Consider the following 17242-nt stretch of genomic DNA (forward strand, 5'->3'; position numbering starts at 1 on the left):
GGTATCAGTCTCTGCCGGGCACTAAAAGCCAAGGAACACTCCTCCAGATGAAGCCTTCCGTTCAGCGAGAGCGTCCACAATCAGCGCCCCGTAAGCAACGACAATAGTTCTACTCTTCACATGAGCAGTCTGGTGATCTGTAATCAATGATTACCCTTTTCCTCACGATAACAAAAGCACCTATATTATAAACCTCTTCAGGAAGGGGAACAATATGAGAAGTTTTGAGAAGTATTGTTTGTAAAAATATAACAAATGTCACCAAATTTCCAGATCTTTCATGGTTATAAAAGGAAAATTTGTTTGCCTAATGTCTTATCATCTTGTAAAATAAAGGTACGAAAGCCTTAATGATCTTTAGGAGGAGCTTCAGCAATGCGGGACGTTTTGCTTGAAAAAATTGAACTCCTTCGACAGCGTATGGTTAGTATGGGGTTAGAGTTTGGGTTGGATCATCCAGAAGTACTGGAATACAGCAAGAAGATTGATCAACTTCACAACGAGCTGAACCAAATGGATCATAATCTGTCCAAGGTAGGTAAAAAGAAGCAGTCCTACTGCTTTTATATTTTGGATAAAAAGGCCTATTTTGCATAAGAGGGGGCAACCCTCTTTTTTTGCTGCCTTTTTGGGCCCGCCAAAGTGCAGCGCAGTCTTGAGAGCACAGGTGCTTCTTCGGTATACTGTAAGGAGAACGCCGCATCATAGTAACAACGGCTGACAAGGAGGGAAACGAATGATTACCATGTCCGAGCAAGCCGCCCTGAAGGTAAAAGAAATGCTGGCGGCAGAGAACAACCCTAACCTGTTTTTGCGCGTAGGTGTCCGCCCGGGTGGGTGCAGTGGCTTTACCTACGGGATGGGTTGGGATCAGGAAATCAAAGAAGGCGACCAAACCTTTGAACAAAATGGAGTCAAGATTGTTGTCGACAAAGACAGCTACCTATATATCAAAGGCACGGAAATCGACTACAAGGAATCGATGATGGGCGGAGGGTTTTCCATCCAAAACCCGAACGCGGTCGCTTCCTGCGGCTGCGGTTCTTCTTTCAAGACCGCGCTGGCTGAGGGGAAAGCGGAGAAGTGCGACGACTAAGGAAAGACAAAAGCTGAAACGAGAGACCTCCTTGGGCATATGCAGAAGCTGGATGCATTGCCCAGGGAGTTTTTTTTGTACCAATCATGCAGATCTATCTCTACGACATGTCCGGTTGGCAAAAGGAAAAGATCGGTCTTGCAGGGGAGGGGAATCTGAATCTTATGATCTACATGATCACAATGCTGGGTGTGGCGATTGTTTTTGTTATCTGGAGCTATGTGCTTTCGCATAAGTACAAATGGAACAGAATCACCTTGGTTCCAACCATCGTTACACTTGTTTTGCTATTTTACTTGCTGGGAAATTTTTTAAGAATGTAAAGGTTTCACGCGAGTCCGTTTTTTGTAGAATATCGTTTTGCTCCTGCAGTCTTATAACCTCTAAACGAAGACCTTACGGGACCCCTTGACTCTCATTGAATGTAGTGTTTGCGTCCTCCCGCAATACCAAGGAAAAGGCTACGGCCATGATATGCTTGCGCGTGTAGGGAAACTCCTGGCAGAGCGCTGCAAACAGGTTCGTCTGGGAGTGGTCACTCATCACAGGCGTGCTTTGAACCTCTATCAGTCGAATAGGTTTTGAAGCTGTTGCCGAGTTTCACTATTACGTCATCGATCTCAAAGACATATAGAGAAATGGTAGGGCGCGAATACCCGCCTTTTCCTGTTTCAGCAAGCCACCCCACGAGCTGCGATCAGCCTTTCGGCGGGGGCGCAGCAGCATGTAGATACTCCATCACCTCTCGATCTGCAACATAGCTGTCCACCAGCTTCACCTGTTTCTCTGTTACCTCGTAGGTCCAGTAGCTAGGGATCGTCATTTGGCGATTGTCGCCACCCTGAATCGTCCACATCCGTTCAAATGTAACGAGATAGCTGTCTCTCGTCTGCAGCTTTACCTTCGTTCGCAGGCTGGTGGTTGCCAGTGTCTCGGGTATTCCTTCGACACGGACTTGCCTGGTTTCACCTGTGCGGGCAGGAAACTCCGGCTGCTCCGACAGCGCCCGCTCAATCGCTTCCTGGACGGTAAACTCTCGATCCCGGTATAGCTCCTCCAATGCCTCTTCACCTCCTTGCAGCCCCCAGATGAGGATGTAGCGGCCGTCCCAGTTTTTCGTCAGACCGAGCCCAAAGAAGGGGCTCCATGCCGAACTCGTTCCCGATTCAAGCGCTTCTTCTTTTGGCGAGCCAAAATCGCTTGCATAGAACGTCTCCAGCTCGGCTTTTTTCTGCATGATCCTCTGTTCGTCTTTGCTTTCGATCTGGTATCGGGCAGCATAGAGGAAGCCGTGTTCAAAGGAAAGCGTCAGCTGTACCTGCTCTTCTCCCAAGGCGACGGGCATGAAGGCTTCTTGCAAGCCGTCTTCGCCCAAGCTTTCAAATCCCCCAAGCGGCAGGAGTTCTCCCAATTCGGGGAAAAGCGCCTTTGCTTCGTCATAGGTCATGCCGAGCGAAAATACGCGGTAAAGAGCCAGTTTATCGGCTTCTGTCTGCCAGGCGACAGTCTGTTTGGGTGCTTCGGGCAGTGCAGGGGCTGGCGTCTGCTGGTGATTGGGCGTCGTCACAGGAGGAGAAACCAGCTGGCTTGGAGTTTCTTCCGGGAGCTGAGCGAGAGGGCTTACCCAAAGAAGGATGGCGGCGGCTGCCGCGGCGCCGGCTACTGCACCGGTACGGACAAGGTATCGTTTTTTTCGGCTTTGAGACGTTGACTGGGAGGCCAGTGTTCTTTGCTCCAGTCGTGACACTTCCTCTTGCGTCAGTCTGAGGGAGCGGTGCACCAGTTCTTTTCGTTGTTTTAGCTGTCGGTCAAGGATGTCCAATCCTGATCTCCTCCTTTCAGCAATTGCCTCAGCTTTTCCAAACCTCGCGATAGCCTGACCCGCACTGTTGATTCCTTCAGTGCCAAAATCTCGGCAATTTCGGGCGTTCGCATCTCTTCAAAGTAGTAGAGCACAATCACTTCCCTGTATTTGGTGGGGAGCCCCATGACGTTTTGGACCAGCTCGTCATTTTGAAACTGCTGCATCACCTGCTGCTCAATCGTTTGAGAGGAGCTCTTTTCATAAAAAACGGAGGTAAAAAGAAGATGCCGATGATTCCATGATCGCAAATAATCCTTGGCGGTATTAATGGCAATCCGGTAAAGCCAGGTCTTCGGGTTGGCGTCTTCGCGAAAGGAATCGAATTTTTGAAAGGCTTTCACGAACACCTCCTGGGTCAAGTCCTCGGCGATTGCTCTATTTTTTACATAGTAATAGACTGTTCGAAAGACCAGGGCATGGTACGCGGCCACCCACTCCTTGATGACCTGCTCTCTTCTCTTGGCTAGCGGTTCGAAGGGAATCACCTCCTTGCTCATTGCTTATTTGACGAAGCTGGAGGCAAGAGCGCTACAAAATCCTCCATTTGCATATTCGCAAAAAAGGAGTAGAATAAGAACAAATGTTCCTGTTGGAGGGTACCGGAATGGCTAAGAACATCGAAGACTTTTCAGAAAGTATGGAGATGGCAGTTTTGAAACACGCGTTGTCGCTGACGAAAGGCGGCGAGGAAAGCCCGGCGCTGCCTCTTGTTGGACGCCCGGTCGTGGACGAAGACGATTTTGGCGAAATGTGCTTCCGCGTCTACGATTCGACGCAGTACGACTACGCGATCACCGTTTCCTGGTTTCGCGAAACAGCCGGGGGACTGGGAGTGGTCGAGACAGCCTGGGGGGTCGTGCGGAATATCGATGTGGGACAAAAGAAATTCAAGCTGGTCAACGACTGGGAGGCGCAGTGGATCGGGGTTGAAGATCTGGTGCGCGTCGTTAAAACAAAAAGGGCGAGCTTTTAGGATGTACAGCTCAGTGCACGGTTTACCATAATAAGGAAGGGACTCGTTGAAGTTGTGTCGAACTTCATTTACGATCATATTTTGAGGCTCACTCTCTTTTATTCGGTTCAGGGAAAAAGGCAAAGATCGGCAGAAGACAGAGGCTTTGCAAACGGGAAATGGGCCTCAAGAAATCGTGCTGGGGGAAAACGCTATGGCTTTATGGGGAACGTTGGCTGTCTTTTTTATTTTGATCTTCCTGGGAATGTTGAGCTTTCACACGTGGGTTGTCAAAACGACAGTCTGCCGGCTTCCAAAGCCTCACTCACCTGCTTGCACGATAGTCCACATTTCTGATTTGCATGGCCGCACCCGGTTTTGGAATGGAAGGATCAGCAGGCTGATCAACCGATGGCAGCCGGATCTGGTGTGCGTGACGGGAGATTTGACTAGCAGAAGAGAGCAGCTGACACATGTGCTAAACGAGCTGGGACGCATTGAATCTCGTTTCGGCTTGTTTTTTGTGCCCGGGAATTACGAAAGGGAGGAACGCCGCTTCTTGAGGAAGCGCAAGTTTGCAACGGCTGAATATGAACAGCTGCGGGAAGCGTGGCTGTCCCGAATGACTGTACTTGAAAATGCGGCCGCTTTTGTACAGATTGATGGAAGGCCAGTCATGCTGTACGGTTTCGACAACTCCATTTACGGAAACGAGCGGAACAACGTGCCAGACCAGAGCGCGTTTATGGACCACTCAAATGGTACGGCTGAAAGCGCCAATCCGGCGCCGTTGACTGTTTTTCTGGCCCACTCGCCTCGCATTAAGAGGTTTATTCGCCAGGAAGGGCTGGCCTATGACCTTCTGCTTTGCGGCCACACCCACGGCGGGCAGATCCGGTTGTTTGGGAAGACCTGGGGAGCATACCGGGATGTGCATACAGGTGCAAAAACAGATTCGGACAGCAGTGTTTTTTATGTCAGCCGCGGATTGGGAACAGTGAAGCTGCCCTTTCGCTGGAAGTGCTTTCCCGAAATTACCGTCTTCTATATCTCTCCTGTCGCGGATAAATCGGGAGTAGAGAAACATAGTGAAATGCAAGAGTTTTCCTAGTTTTTGCCAAAGTTCACCAATCGTTCTCAGGTTCGTCAAGATTCATTCACAGACTGCCAGATTTTGGACGGCCTTCTTTCGTTATAATGAAATTGTAGAACTTGCAGAAATTGCATGAAAGAAGGGTGCCTTATGAAAAAAACGTGGGGTTTACTGATTTCGGCAGTGGCCATTTCCGCTATGCTTGCGGGCTGCGGAGGAGACAAAAAAGAAGCAGCGGCAGGAGGCGAACAAGCGCCTGCAGCAGCCACTGAAAACGCAATCAACATCGAAGCTAGCAACTGGAAGTTTAACCAGGAATCTTTCGAGGTGAAAGCAGGAGAGCCGTTCACGATCAACTTCAAATCGACTGAGGGCTTCCATGGGATCGGCATCGAAGGCCTGGATGTAGATATCCAAAACGAGGGCAGCAAAACGATGACCATCGACAAAGCAGGAGAGTACAAGATCTTCTGTAACGTGATTTGCGGACCTGACCACGGCAAAATGATCGCCAAGCTTGTCGTGAAGTAACAACTGGCCAAAGCGCCGGCAACGATTTGAATAACAAAACCCAAACACTCCGGCCGCTTTCGGTCGGGGTGTTTTTTGTTGATACAGCGCATTTGGCCTGGACGGTTGCTCGCAAAATAGTTTCAAAGATGCATAGAGAATACAGTCCCAACTGGAAAGGCTTATTTGTCCCGAAAAGACGAGCCTTTCTTTTTTTGCGAAAAAAAGGGTGACAGAATGCTATTGAGTAAATATAATCAAAACAGAAACTATTTTCACAATTCGGAAAAGTATATGTATGCATTTTCATGATTTGATTATTCACCACGAATTACCGGAAGGGGGGCAAGCACAAAAATGATTGAAGTGAAAAATTTGTACAAGTCGTTTGGCTCGCTTACCGTCTTGAAAGGCGTAGATCTGCAGGTGGGCGAGAGAGAAGTGGTAGTTTTGCTGGGGGCCAGCGGCTCGGGAAAAAGTACCTTGCTGCGATGTCTGAACTTTTTGGAAATGCATGATCAGGGGGAGATTCACGTCAACGGCCAGAGGATCGACCCGAAGACGACGGATTTGAACAAATTCCGGACAGAAGTCGGGATGGTTTTTCAGCACTTCAACCTGTTTCCGCACAAGACGGTCCTGGAAAACGTGATCGAAGCGCCTGTCCACGTAAAAAAGACTCCCCCCGACAGGGCGCGGGAAGAAGCGTACGCCCTGCTGGAAAAAGTGGGAATGAGGGACAAGGCCGACGTTTATCCGGACATGCTCTCCGGCGGACAAAAGCAGCGTGTCGCCATCGCGCGGGCACTGGCGATGAAGCCGAAAATCATGTTGTTTGACGAGCCGACCTCGGCGCTCGATCCCGAACTCGTCGGGGAGGTACTGCAGGTGATGAAGCAGCTGGCGAAGGAAGGCATGACGATGGTCGTGGTCACGCACGAGATGGGCTTCGCCCGCGAAGTGGCCGACCGGGCTGTTTTCATGGACAACGGGCAGATCCTGGAGCAAGGGGAGCCGGAGCATTTCTTTACCAACCCGCAGCAGGAAAGAACCCGACAGTTTTTAAACAGCATTTTGTAAAGCAAGGAAAGACAACGATAAAAGGGGGCATCACGATGAAAATGAAAAAGAAATGGACGATGGGGGTACTCTCCACCTTGCTTTTTGGCTCGCTCGTATTGTCGGCCTGTGGAACGTCCCAGAGCACGGGGGGAACAGCCGGGGAACAGGGGGCCAAAGACCCGAACAAGAAAGACTTTACGTACGCGATGAGCGGTGTGTACAAGCCGTTTAACTTTAAAGAAAACGGGGAGCTGATGGGCTTCGACGTGGAGATCGGGCAGGCGCTGGCAGAAAAAATGGGGATGAACCCCGTGCCGATCACCAACCCGTTTGAAACGATCATCCAGGGGCTGCAAGCGAAGAAATACGATACGGTCATCGGCAGCTTGACGATTACGCCTGAGCGGGAAAAAGCCGTTGCGTTCTCCAACGTATACTATCGCTCCGGCGCTCAAATTTTCGTCGCGGCCGGCAACGACTCGATCAAGTCAGCCGACGATTTGAAAGGCAAGCGAATCGGTGTCCAAAAGTCATCCAGCTATGAACAGCAGGCGCTGAAATTGACAGACAAAAGCAACATCACGACGTATGACAGCGATGTCACGGCATTGATGGATCTGCCGACAGGCCGCCTGGACGCGGTGATCACGGATCAGATGGTCGGCTTCCGCTACATGAAGGAAGTGCCGGACAAGATCAAGGATGTCGGGGAGCCGCTCAGCCATGACAATCAGGGGATTGCGCTGCGCAAGGACGATAAAGAGCTGCTGGAGAAGGTGAACAAGGCTCTGGACGAGATCATCAAGGACGGCACCTATCAGAAGATCAGCGAGAAATGGTTTGGACGCAACATTTTGGGAAGTGAATAACCCTTTCCGCGGTCAGTGGGCGTCTGTTACGGGCGCCCCTATTTTTAAAAATGGGGTGAACCAATATGTTTGACATCCTTTTGTCCAGCTATCCCATGTTTTTGGAGGCGACATTCTTAACACTCCGGTTAACGGCGATCTCCCTGATCATGGGGTGTGGCGTCGGTCTGCTGATTGCCTTTTTCCGCATCTCTCATTCCAAGGCGCTGCAAACGATTGCCCACGTGTATATAACGGTCATCCGCGGAACGCCCCTGATCGTACAAATCATGGTGCTCTACTTCGGGATAACCGAGATCGTCACGCTCTCTTCCTTTTGGGCCGGCGCTTTTGCGCTCGCCATTCACAACGGGGCCTACATTGCCGAGATTTTTCGCGGCTCTATCCAGTCCATCGACCGCGGACAGATGGAGGCAGCCAAATCGCTGGGGATGTCCTATCCGCTGGCGATGCGCCGGATCATCCTGCCGCAGGCATTCAAACGGGCCATCCCTCCGCTCGGCAACCAGTTTATCATCGGGTTGAAGGATTCGTCGCTTGTCGCTTACGTCGGGATGCAGGAGCTTTGGGGTACCGGGCTGGGCGAAGCGGCATCAAACTACCGGCAGCTCGATACGTATTTGGTAGTCGGTCTCTACTACCTTGTGCTGGTCCTCATTTTCACCTACGTGGTAAATCGACTGGAAAACCGCTTGAACACGGGGGCGGCAAAGAAAAAGAGCAAAGGCTATGATTCGGCATCTCAATCCGTGTGAGGAATGTCGGTACAATCGGGGTAAGGATGGGGAGTTTAGCCAATGGTACAGTCAATTGACAGGGCAATGGAACTTATCAATGTGCTTGTCTCCGATGAAACGAAGTCGGATTGGTCCATCTCGGAGCTAGCACACGCCACCTCTCTGCCGCTCAGTACGATTCATCGCATCCTCGGGACGCTGAGCTCACACGGATTGATCAGTCAGGACCCGGTGACCAAGCACTACCGGATCGGTTACACCTGGATGACCATCGGCATGCGCATGCTGGACAAGATCGATATTCGCGTCGTCGCAAAGCCGGTGATGGAGCGCCTCGCCCGGGAAGTGGAGGAGAGCATCTGCCTGAACATTCCGAGCGGCCTGGATGCCATTTTGATCGAAAAGGTGGAGAGTCCGCTCAAGCTGCGTGTGGCGGAGGATTTGGGCGACCGGATTCCGCTCACGATCGGTGCTCCCAACAAGACGATGCTGGCTCATATGCCGCAGGCGGACATGGAGCGGATCGTCAGCCAGCTGCTTCCTCGCCATCAGCAAAGCGAGTTTATCGAACAGTTGGCAAAGATCCGGGAAAACGGCTATGCCATCAGCTCTGGAGAACGGACGGAGGGAACGACGGCGATCGGCGCTGTGATCATGGGACGGAACCAGAAGGTAGCCGGCGCCCTCTCGATTAATGCCGTTGCTTTTCGCATCACCGACGAAAGGCTTCCCATGCTGATCGGGAAAGTCAAAGAGGCGGCGGAGGAAATCTCGCTGCTGAGCGGGAATAGATGACCCGAGCGGCAATATTGTGACTCGAACGGGGACTGCATGGCGGAACGGACTTCAAGACCGGAACAAGTCTACACGACCGGGGCGGGACTGTATGGCGGAACAGGTCTGCAAGATCGGAGCAGCACAATATGACCGAAGCCAGTGGCCATATTTGGCCGCCTATTTTTTCACCATCATTCAGAAAATGATTCCATGATACGGAAAGTAGAGGGGTTCCATTATGGGAAATGCATGGAAATGGCAAACAAAAGAACAACTGATCGAGCTTTTGGGCAAGCTGGTAAGCTATCCGTCCGTCACGGGCTCTAAAGCTGAAATCGAGCTGGCCCGATTTGTCGCCGGAGAAATTGCAGCGCTTCCCTATTTCCAGGCCAATCCGGGCCATGTGCAGCTTCATCCGACAGGCGACGGCCGGTTTTTCGTCACGGCGCTGGCGAAAAAAGCGGAAGGGGTTCAGCCTACCGTTGTCCTGGTCAGCCACTTCGACGTGGTAGATGTACAGGACTTTGGCGAGTGGAAGCCGCTTGCTTTTGATCTCACCGCATTGACCGATGAGTATTTGCGGCACCGGGATGAGCTACCGCAGCATGTCCAGCAGGACCTGGCTAAAGGTCAATGGCTGTTTGGACGCGGCTCGATGGATATGAAAGCAGGACTGGCCCTGCAGATGTCGATGCTGGAGCGGGCTTGTGCCGGCGAGTTTGACGGGAACGTGCTGCTTTTGACAGTACCGGATGAAGAGGTGAACTCACTCGGCATGCGTGCGGCTGTGCCGGTATTGCTGCAGCTTGCCGAGCAGCACGATCTCGACTATCGCGCCTGCCTCAACTCCGAGCCCGTCTTCTCCACGTATCCGGGGGATGAGAACACGTACATCTACAGCGGATCGCTGGGAAAAGTGCTGCCCGGCTTCTACTGCTACGGCAAGGAAACCCATGTGGGCGAGCCGTTCTCGGGATTGAATGCCAACGCGATGGTATCCCGGCTTACATGCGAACTGGAGCTCAACACCGATTTTTGCGAGGTGGTGGAAGGAGAGGTCACGCCGCCGCCAACGAGTCTGCTGCAAAAGGATTTGAAGAAAGAGTACTCGGTGCAAATCCCCGACCGTGCCGTCGCCTTGTACAACATGTTCGTGATGGAAAAACCGATCGACGAGGTGACAAAACAGCTCCGTCAGCTTGCGGAGAGGACCGCAGACAAAATCGAGCGGGAGTACGCAGAGCGGGCGGCAATTTTCGCCAGTCTGAACCAGTCGCAGCCAATCTCGATGAAAGTAAAGGTATTGCAATACGAGGAGCTGCTTGCCTATCTCATCGGGAAAGTCGGACGGGAGCAGGTGGAGAGCATCCAGGAGCAGGTCATGGCAGGCCGAGGCGAGCTGGACGACCGCGAAGTGACGATCCGCCTGATCGACGAGCTCGGTCTGTTGTGCAAAGAGCTGGCGCCGATGATTGTGCTGTTTTATGCGCCTCCGTACTATCCGCCGGTCAGTTCGCGGAACGATCCGCTCATCCAGCACGTGATCGGGGAGGTCAGCGCCCGAGCCGCTGCAAGCCACCAGTTGGAGCTGAAGCACCAGCACTACTTTCCGGGTCTCTCCGATCTGAGCTACACCGGTCTCCCGGAAGCTGCTCAGGCCATCCAGCCATTGGTGGACAACATGCCGCTCTGGGAAAAAGGGTACGCGCTGCCGATCAAGGAGCTGGTCGCCCTGAATATGCCTGTGATGAATCTCGGACCGTTTGGCAAGGATGCCCACAAATGGACAGAGCGGCTGGATGTTCACAGTGCGTTTGAGGTGCTGACCGACCTGCTGCCGTTTGCGATCGAGCAGCTTTTGCAAAAAGGAAGCGACGTAAAAACAGGCTGACGCTTACAACTATGCTGCCGTCAAGAACAACGCTTCAAGCATCATACATGCTGGCAAAGAGGCAGGCTCCCGCAGACACCTCAGCGGAGAGTGATGTCCATCCCGCTACCTGCAAAAGGAAGAATGGGAAGGATCGCGGAGAAAAGCAAGTGCTCCAGGTTCGTTGAACAGGCGGGGAGCTCCGAGCCCTCCAAAAGGCAAAGAGCAAAAAGGGAGAAAAATGCGAGGGCCGGAAGAAGCCCATGCGTTTTTCTCCCCTTTTCGATGGAAGGAAGTCTGTTGGTCAGATTACTTTTAAAATTATTGCCCGGTCGGCAATATACGAGGGTTCAATGGCAAGTAAACAAGCGAGGGAGCAGGAGTTCCTTTGGGCCAAACGTAAACAAGTGAAGCCGGATGCTTGCTCACAAATTCCCGCGCGGCTTCCCCGGCCGACTGCAGGCTTGCATCAGCCCTACGCTCACGGTTTTTTCGGGAAAAGTCTCCTTTAAACCCGGTTACCTTTCCGGATGAAGGATCGACATCTACCGAGTAGGTGTCATCCCATATAGGAAGCTCCCGGTAAATCCCGGTGAACGTAATCCGGGTAAATGACGGTTCTTTTTCCACCTTGGCTATCTGCAGCATTTTCGTATCGGAATCAAGGTATGTTTCAAGAAAGGAGGCGGCAATTTCGGCAGCTTTTTCTGCGGTCGTTTTGGCATCTCCGACAGGGTGATGATTCACGTATTCGATTTCAACAATTTCTCCCGATGATTCCTTTGTCACGACTGTGACTGCGCTGTCATTCCCTACGGCCCAGCGATACTCTTTTACATGATTGATCCCATCGTTTAAGCGCTGCGGCTTGCCCCCAACCGCAATGCCAAAATCCGTTTCCAGCACGGCAGCAGCCTCCTCTGCTGTACGGGCAATCAAGGGCTTTTCGGCAGGCACGATTTCCATCCGCTTTCCGAGCAGCCGGGAATGTTCCTGTCCGGACCCGGCTGGTTGGCCGTCCAGTGCATGTACATAGCCCATCAGGCCGGGATCGTAAACCATGGCCGAAGCGCCCGCCGGCGATTGTTCTCCGGTTTGACCGGCGTAGAAGAGCTTGAGTTTGTCAGCGATAAGCTGCTCGGCTTTTTCCCTGGGAATCGCCTTGGTCGGATCGGGAAACACGCGCTCGTCCGTCCATTTGCGGTTGCTGCTCGACTGCAGCTTTTGACCCTGATTGGAATTATCCAGGGTTACGACAAAGCAATCATCAAGAAACGGAACGCCATTCACCATTCGGGTGAAGACATATTGCCGCTTTGCCGGATCGGATAATGCCTCGATGAGCCGGTAATGCCGGCTCTCCCGGCCGATCATTTGCTGGAGGTACGCTGCCGCCGGATGATTGTCAGTCACTGCGCTGTCGGTACTGTCTCCGGGAGAATCTGGCAGGCTTGGTGCTGTTGCCGGAGGTGCGTTCACGGATGAATTGCCCAAAGGAGCGATGGATGGTCTGCGGCTTTGGGGTGGCTGCGGATTCGCTGTTTTCCGTGAGGCGTCATCCGGCTCTTTTGTCTCAGTCTGCGAATGCTTCTGATCAGCCTGCTGCTTCTTGGGAGCCGCAACGGAGAATTCGGGCCCCTGCTTGTCATGTACTGAGGAGTGAGGAGTGGCCATCGGTATTTGTTCCGCAGAGGGAATGGCGAGTACAGCCCCCAATGCGGCAACGAATAGAAAGCTGGCTGCTTTCAAGGCGAAGACAACATACGCTTCGCTGCCTTTTGCCTGATCCATCCTTCTGGCTTTTTCGGCCAGCATCGTCTGCAGCTGCTCTTTGGACTCTATTCTGGGGGCTGGAACGCGGCTGTTCAGTTCCCGTAATTGCTGGTGCAAGCTGTCGTTATTTTCCCAGTGCATTTACGACCCTCCCTCCGTGGCATTCCGGGCCGAGCTTCTTTTGAATGAGCTTGATGGCTCGGTGAAAATCGACCTTTACTTTCGCTTCGGAGATACCCAGTATTTCAGCCGTTTCCTTTATGCTGCACCCCTTGATGGAGCGGATGATAATGACCAGCCGGTACTTGGCCGGCAGCGCGAGGATCGCCTCTCGCAGTTCCCGCTCCTGTTCCTTTTCGGCAAACTCTTTTTCCGGCAGTCCGGTTTTGGCTGGCAGCCCGTGAAACCAGCTGTCGACGAATATTTGCTGAAATCGTTTCCGGCGATACTGATCGATGGCAACGTGCTTGGCGATGGAGAATATCCACGTTTTGAGCGCCACGCGCCCGTCATAGCGAGGGAGCGCCTGCAGCACACGGGCGAATACCTCCTGTCCTGCGTAATATCCTCCGCATCGCTTCGATTTCCCACAAAGTGATATAAAAAATAATAGATTTCCTGGTAATAAGCCTCGCAAATTTCGCGGATGCGCTGTTCGCAGCTTCCAGACATCCCGTTCCTCCTTTCAGAGACGGTGCTTGCCTCCAGGTAATGGAGAAGCAAGCACCGGCGCGGTTGCCTTTCTTAACGCGGAACGATCTTTCCTGTGACCGCATCCACAAATTCGAGCACGTCGGGATTGATCTGGGCTTTGTACACGAGAACGGGCTGATCTGCTTGCTTGGATTGGTTGATCGGATAAAAATACGTCAGCTCGAGCGGATGGTATTTGAGATATTCTTGCATGGCCTGTTCCGCGCTGATCGCGTTTTTGGGGTCGGGAAGAGTGAATTTGTCGCGAACGGAAGGGCCGATCAAACGAATGGGCTTGCCTGTATCGCTGTTGATGGTTACCTGAAACGCTTTCTCCACGAAAGGTATTCCGTTTGTCGCAGGATAAACCGCGAAGTTGAAATGCCCCTGTGGTTCAATGTACAAGCGAGTCTCCAACACAACGGCTTTGCTGTCTGGATCAAGGAATGGCTGAATCAACTGAACAGCAGCCTTTTTCGCGTCTTCCAGAGAAATTTTGCTGCTGGCTGGCGGCTGTACAGAATCTTCGCCGGTATCGAGTCCTGCGGAGAAGACCAGTCCGCTGGTTGGATCGACGGTTACGAAACGGTTCTCATTGTTTTTCGTCCACCTGTACTCTTTATAGCTTTTCCCCGCCGCAGAACCGTTTTGTTCCGAAAAGGAAGCGCCAGCGAGTTCAAAGCCGAAAACGTTTTGCAAAATGGACGCAGCTTCTTCTTTGCTGCGGGCAGCCAGTGGCTGGCCAGGCGGAGCAACAGGTATATCATAAAAGAACTCTCCGGTGAAGCTCTTGAATTTTGCATGCTCAGTGTCCACCCAGGAGCCTGTCTTGGCATCCATGTACCCGGAGCCGACAACCTGATAGACCAGGCTGGGTGTTTTGTCAGGGCCGGTCAGACGGTAAAACGGCTTCATCATGTTGGTCATAGCTTGCTTGGCTTGTTCCGGGGACATGGCCTCAGACGGGCTCGGAAGCTTGGACGGATCAGGTGAGCCGTTCAGTGAGGCTTCGTTGGAAAACTCCACAACATTTCCTGCTCCATCCAAGGACACAAACACTTTTTTCTGTTCGACGGGGATGCGGTTGATCGATTTGGCGAACACGGCTCCATTCAGGCTCTTTGACGACGCTTCGTTGTATTGCAATTCCGCCAGGCTGCAGTCAACCAATCCCTTTTGATGAGCGGCAGTCAAAAACGCCTCCGCCTTTTTCTTTTGTTCGCCGAGTGAAAGCTCCTGGTCCATTTCATTAGCGCCGCTATCCAGCGAAAAGCTTTTGATCTCTCCGGTTTTCTGCATAAAGATGGTCATTTCCGGCAATTTTGCTTTTTCGGCTTTGCGGGTAATCACGACCGTGCTGCTGTCCGCAGCCATTTCCACTGTTTGAACGGGGAGCTCTTTCATGTAGGGCAGCAGCGTAGATAATTGCTCCAGGTTTTTTTGGATGACGTCATTCAAAGGGGCTGGGCTGCTGGCATAGACTGCCGATGTCCCGGCAGCCCAAAGAGGGCTTGCGCTTAAAAGGCTTGCTGCCGCGATTGTCAGCATTGCTTGATTCAGCTTTTTCATGCTACGAACCTCCTAGGTTTTCTTTTCTCACCTGCGTTATTCGCATGAAACAGCAAAAGGTTACAAAATTTTTCCGGATTTGTTTGTTTTTATTCCAATTTTGCTGTTCGGGCAGACTGGCGCTCCATGAGCTGCTTCAGCTTTTCCTCCGTCGAGGAATCCGGAGCGGGGGTGTAGATGCTGCAGCGCAGATCGGCATCGCCCTGTACCTGCAGAGACGTCAGATGGAACAGCATTTTGCCTGCTTTGGCGTGCCTGAATTCAATCAAGACCTCCGGGGCAGAGCTCACCCGGCTTTGCTCCCACAGCGGATGGAAGTCGGGATGGGTCCTTTTCATCTCGTCGAGGAACTGCTCGTACCATTCGTCCTCTACGTACTGGCCGTAATACGCGCGGAAAATGGACAAAAAGCCGCTGACGAAGTGCTCCCAGTTCACCGCCAATCGGCGAAGCTCTCTTCTGGCAAACAGTAGACTGATGAGATTCCGTTCCTTGGCGGGAATTTGTTCAAAATCGAGGAAGACATGGGAGGCCGCCTGATTCCAGCCGACGATCTGGCAGCGCCTGTCCGAGATAATCGTCGGGCAATAGCGCAGCTCCTGCAAAATCCTTTGCAGCGACGGACTGATTTTGGGCTGCTCCTCCTGTGAAAGAATGGGTCCTGTTCCGCTCTCGAACGCTAGGGCATACAAGTATTTGCGCTCATCGACGGTCAATTGCAGGGCGTTGGCGATCGCATCGAGCACGGATGCCGATACGCGAATGTCCCGCCCTTGTTCCAGCCATGTATACCAGGTAAGGCTGACTCCGGCCAGTTGTGCGACTTCTTCCCTGCGCAGTCCTGGCGTTCTTCTGCGCTTCCCGGCGGTCAACCCGACGGACTGGGGCTGCACCTTGGCTCTCTGCGTTTTTAAAAAAGCGGATAATGCCTGCAATCTGGTCTGGTGGTTCATCATCGATCCCTGCCTTGTTTTAGTCGGTAAGGTGGTAGTTGTTATACTAGTATAAACGACAACTTGTAATAGGATAACGGGTGTGACAAGATTACTTCCAGAAAGACATTTTCAGGGAGGAATCAAACGATGGAACGAGTTGTGATCACAGGTATGGGTGTCATCTCGCCGCTAGGCAATGACGTCCAGTCTTTTTGGAGCAAGCTGATCCGGGGAGAGTCGGGGATCACGCGGATCGATACGTTTGACACGGATGGACATAAAGCAAAAATAGCGGGCCTGGTCCGGGATTTTGATGCCGAAGCGCGATTCGGGCGCAAGGAAGCGCGGCGGATGGACCGTTTTTGCCAGTTCGCCCTGGCGGCGGCAGAGCAGGCCTTTGGGGATGCCGCACTTGATCCGGAAAAGGTGGATCGGGAGCGGATGGGCGTATACGTCGGCTCTGGCATCGGGGGGATTCAGACGCTGCTGGAGCAAGAAGCGCTGCTCCAAGAGCGGGGACCTGGACGGGTCAGCCCGACGCTCGTGCCGATGATGATCGCCAATATGGCGGCCGCGATGATCAGCATCCGGTTTGGCGCCCACGGTCCGACAATGGCTCCGGTGACGGCGTGCTCCATCGGAAACACGGCGATTGGCGAGGCATTCCGGCTGATCCGGGCCGGAGGGAGCGACGTCGTCCTGGCCGGGGGGACGGAAGCGGCGATTACCGATATTTCGCTCGCCAGCTTTGGCAATGCCACAGCGATTTCCACCCGCAATGACGAGCCTGCCAAAGCGAGCCGGCCGTTTGATCTGGAGCGTGACGGCTTTGTCATGGCCGAGGGAGCGGGCATAGTGGTGCTGGAGTCTCTCACGCACGCGCTCAAGCGAAATGCGAGGATTTATGCAGAGGTCATCGGCTATGGAGCCAGCTCGGACGCCTATCATATGGTAGCCACGCATCCGGAAGGCATCGGGGCGTATCTGGCCATGAAAGCGGCGCTGAAGGAAGCGGGAATAGAGCCGCAAGAGGTCGATTTGATCAGCGCCCACGCGACGAGCACGGAGATCGGCGACAAGACGGAGACAGCGGCGATCAAAAGACTGTTCGGGGAGGCCGCCTACAAAATCCCGGTAACGGCCAACAAATCGATGATCGGCCATATGCTCGGGGCGGCAGGCGGAGTGGAAGCGATCGCTCTGGTCAAGAGCCTCGGGGAGGGCGTCATTCCGCCGACAATCAACCTGGAGAACCCCGATCCCGCATGCGACCTCGACTACGTGCCCAATCGGGCGAGAAGGGCCGACCTTTCCATTGGCATTTCCAACTCCTTTGGCTTCGGCGGCCACAATGCGGTGATTGCGCTGAAAAACTTTGCCGAATAAATACATGTTTTTCCTCCGAAACGAGCATGGTAAAAAGGAGAAAAGCTGGAGGCAAA

At 52.9% G+C, this 17242-nt stretch carries 17 protein-coding genes and 1 pseudogene; 12 read left to right on the forward strand and 6 right to left on the reverse strand.

Going from position 1 to position 17242, the window contains the following annotated elements:
- The first annotated feature begins 375 nt into the window (after window positions 1-375).
- From V5G20_RS06740 to V5G20_RS27105, 3 genes are all read left to right on the forward strand, one after another.
- Entirely contained in the window at window positions 376-597 is a 222-nt protein-coding gene (locus V5G20_RS06740; RefSeq protein WP_003389697.1) for an aspartyl-phosphate phosphatase Spo0E family protein, read from the forward strand.
- A 139-nt stretch (window positions 598-736) separates the two neighbouring features.
- Window positions 737-1096: an iron-sulfur cluster insertion protein ErpA gene (erpA, locus tag V5G20_RS06745; RefSeq protein WP_031931953.1), complete on the forward strand. Its 360-nt coding sequence runs from the start codon at window positions 737-739 to the stop codon at window positions 1094-1096.
- A 408-nt stretch (window positions 1097-1504) separates the two neighbouring features.
- Entirely contained in the window at window positions 1505-1681 is a 177-nt protein-coding gene (locus V5G20_RS27105) for a GNAT family N-acetyltransferase (protein ID WP_422387991.1), read from the forward strand.
- A gap of 112 nt (window positions 1682-1793) precedes the next feature.
- On the opposite strand, the gene V5G20_RS06750 is transcribed toward V5G20_RS27105, so the two are convergent.
- Both V5G20_RS06750 and V5G20_RS06755 read right to left on the reverse strand, forming a co-directional pair.
- The gene (locus V5G20_RS06750; protein ID WP_338463285.1) at window positions 1794-2918 is read right to left on the reverse strand and encodes a hypothetical protein; all 1125 of its coding nucleotides are present in this window, start codon (window positions 2916-2918) and stop codon (window positions 1794-1796) included.
- Window positions 2894-3445 carry a sigma-70 family RNA polymerase sigma factor gene (locus V5G20_RS06755; RefSeq protein ID WP_251237607.1) on the reverse strand — a complete coding sequence of 184 codons (552 nt, stop codon included), beginning with the start codon at window positions 3443-3445 and terminating at the stop codon, window positions 2894-2896. Before V5G20_RS06755 ends, V5G20_RS06750 begins: the two co-directional genes overlap by 25 nt.
- Window positions 3446-3564: 119 nt before the next feature.
- Between V5G20_RS06755 and V5G20_RS06760 the strand changes: the two genes are divergently transcribed.
- The 8 genes from V5G20_RS06760 (at window position 3565) to V5G20_RS06795 (ending at window position 10851) form a co-directional block, all read left to right on the forward strand.
- Entirely contained in the window at window positions 3565-3933 is a 369-nt protein-coding gene (locus V5G20_RS06760; RefSeq protein ID WP_227277499.1) for a YolD-like family protein, read from the forward strand.
- A 193-nt stretch (window positions 3934-4126) separates the two neighbouring features.
- On the forward strand, window positions 4127-5023 hold the full coding sequence (locus V5G20_RS06765) for a metallophosphoesterase (protein WP_172921023.1): 897 nt from the start codon (window positions 4127-4129) through the stop codon (window positions 5021-5023).
- A gap of 132 nt (window positions 5024-5155) precedes the next feature.
- Window positions 5156-5536 (forward strand): cupredoxin domain-containing protein, encoded by a 381-nt coding sequence (locus V5G20_RS06770; RefSeq protein ID WP_003389687.1) that lies wholly within the window; start codon window positions 5156-5158, stop codon window positions 5534-5536.
- Window positions 5537-5872: 336 nt separating this feature from the next.
- Window positions 5873-6595 carry an amino acid ABC transporter ATP-binding protein gene (locus V5G20_RS06775; RefSeq protein WP_024983106.1) on the forward strand — a complete coding sequence of 241 codons (723 nt, stop codon included), beginning with the start codon at window positions 5873-5875 and terminating at the stop codon, window positions 6593-6595.
- 41 nt (window positions 6596-6636) lie between these two features.
- Window positions 6637-7446 (forward strand): ABC transporter substrate-binding protein, encoded by an 810-nt coding sequence (locus V5G20_RS06780; protein WP_024983107.1) that lies wholly within the window; start codon window positions 6637-6639, stop codon window positions 7444-7446.
- Between the two features lie 65 nt (window positions 7447-7511).
- The gene (locus V5G20_RS06785) at window positions 7512-8201 is read left to right on the forward strand and encodes an amino acid ABC transporter permease (protein ID WP_003389683.1); all 690 of its coding nucleotides are present in this window, start codon (window positions 7512-7514) and stop codon (window positions 8199-8201) included.
- A gap of 42 nt (window positions 8202-8243) precedes the next feature.
- Window positions 8244-8978, forward strand: coding sequence for an IclR family transcriptional regulator (locus V5G20_RS06790; RefSeq protein WP_003389681.1), 735 nt, complete (start codon window positions 8244-8246; stop codon window positions 8976-8978).
- A gap of 220 nt (window positions 8979-9198) precedes the next feature.
- Window positions 9199-10851, forward strand: coding sequence for a M20/M25/M40 family metallo-hydrolase (locus V5G20_RS06795; RefSeq protein ID WP_003389680.1), 1653 nt, complete (start codon window positions 9199-9201; stop codon window positions 10849-10851).
- A gap of 300 nt (window positions 10852-11151) precedes the next feature.
- Here V5G20_RS06795 and V5G20_RS06800 read toward each other — a convergent pair whose 3' ends face one another.
- The 4 genes and pseudogenes from V5G20_RS06800 to V5G20_RS06815 form a co-directional block, all read right to left on the reverse strand.
- Complete coding sequence (locus V5G20_RS06800) at window positions 11152-12744, reverse strand: YcdB/YcdC domain-containing protein (RefSeq protein WP_338463286.1); 1593 nt, start codon at window positions 12742-12744, stop codon at window positions 11152-11154.
- A pseudogene (locus V5G20_RS06805) lies at window positions 12728-13275 on the reverse strand (RNA polymerase sigma factor). The gene V5G20_RS06800 and the pseudogene V5G20_RS06805 overlap by 17 nt, the downstream one beginning before the upstream one ends.
- A 72-nt stretch (window positions 13276-13347) precedes the next feature.
- Window positions 13348-14865 carry a PepSY domain-containing protein gene (locus tag V5G20_RS06810; protein ID WP_338463287.1) on the reverse strand — a complete coding sequence of 506 codons (1518 nt, stop codon included), beginning with the start codon at window positions 14863-14865 and terminating at the stop codon, window positions 13348-13350.
- Between the two features lie 89 nt (window positions 14866-14954).
- Window positions 14955-15818 carry a helix-turn-helix transcriptional regulator gene (locus tag V5G20_RS06815; RefSeq protein ID WP_003389676.1) on the reverse strand — a complete coding sequence of 288 codons (864 nt, stop codon included), beginning with the start codon at window positions 15816-15818 and terminating at the stop codon, window positions 14955-14957.
- A gap of 129 nt (window positions 15819-15947) precedes the next feature.
- Here V5G20_RS06815 and fabF point away from each other — a divergent pair, with 129 nt between their 5' ends.
- Window positions 15948-17186, forward strand: coding sequence for a beta-ketoacyl-ACP synthase II (gene fabF / locus V5G20_RS06820; protein ID WP_327925676.1), 1239 nt, complete (start codon window positions 15948-15950; stop codon window positions 17184-17186).
- The last annotated feature ends 56 nt before the right edge of the window (window positions 17187-17242 follow it).

Source organism: Brevibacillus borstelensis, assembly GCF_036700025.1.
Classification (GTDB): domain Bacteria; phylum Bacillota; class Bacilli; order Brevibacillales; family Brevibacillaceae; genus Brevibacillus; species Brevibacillus borstelensis.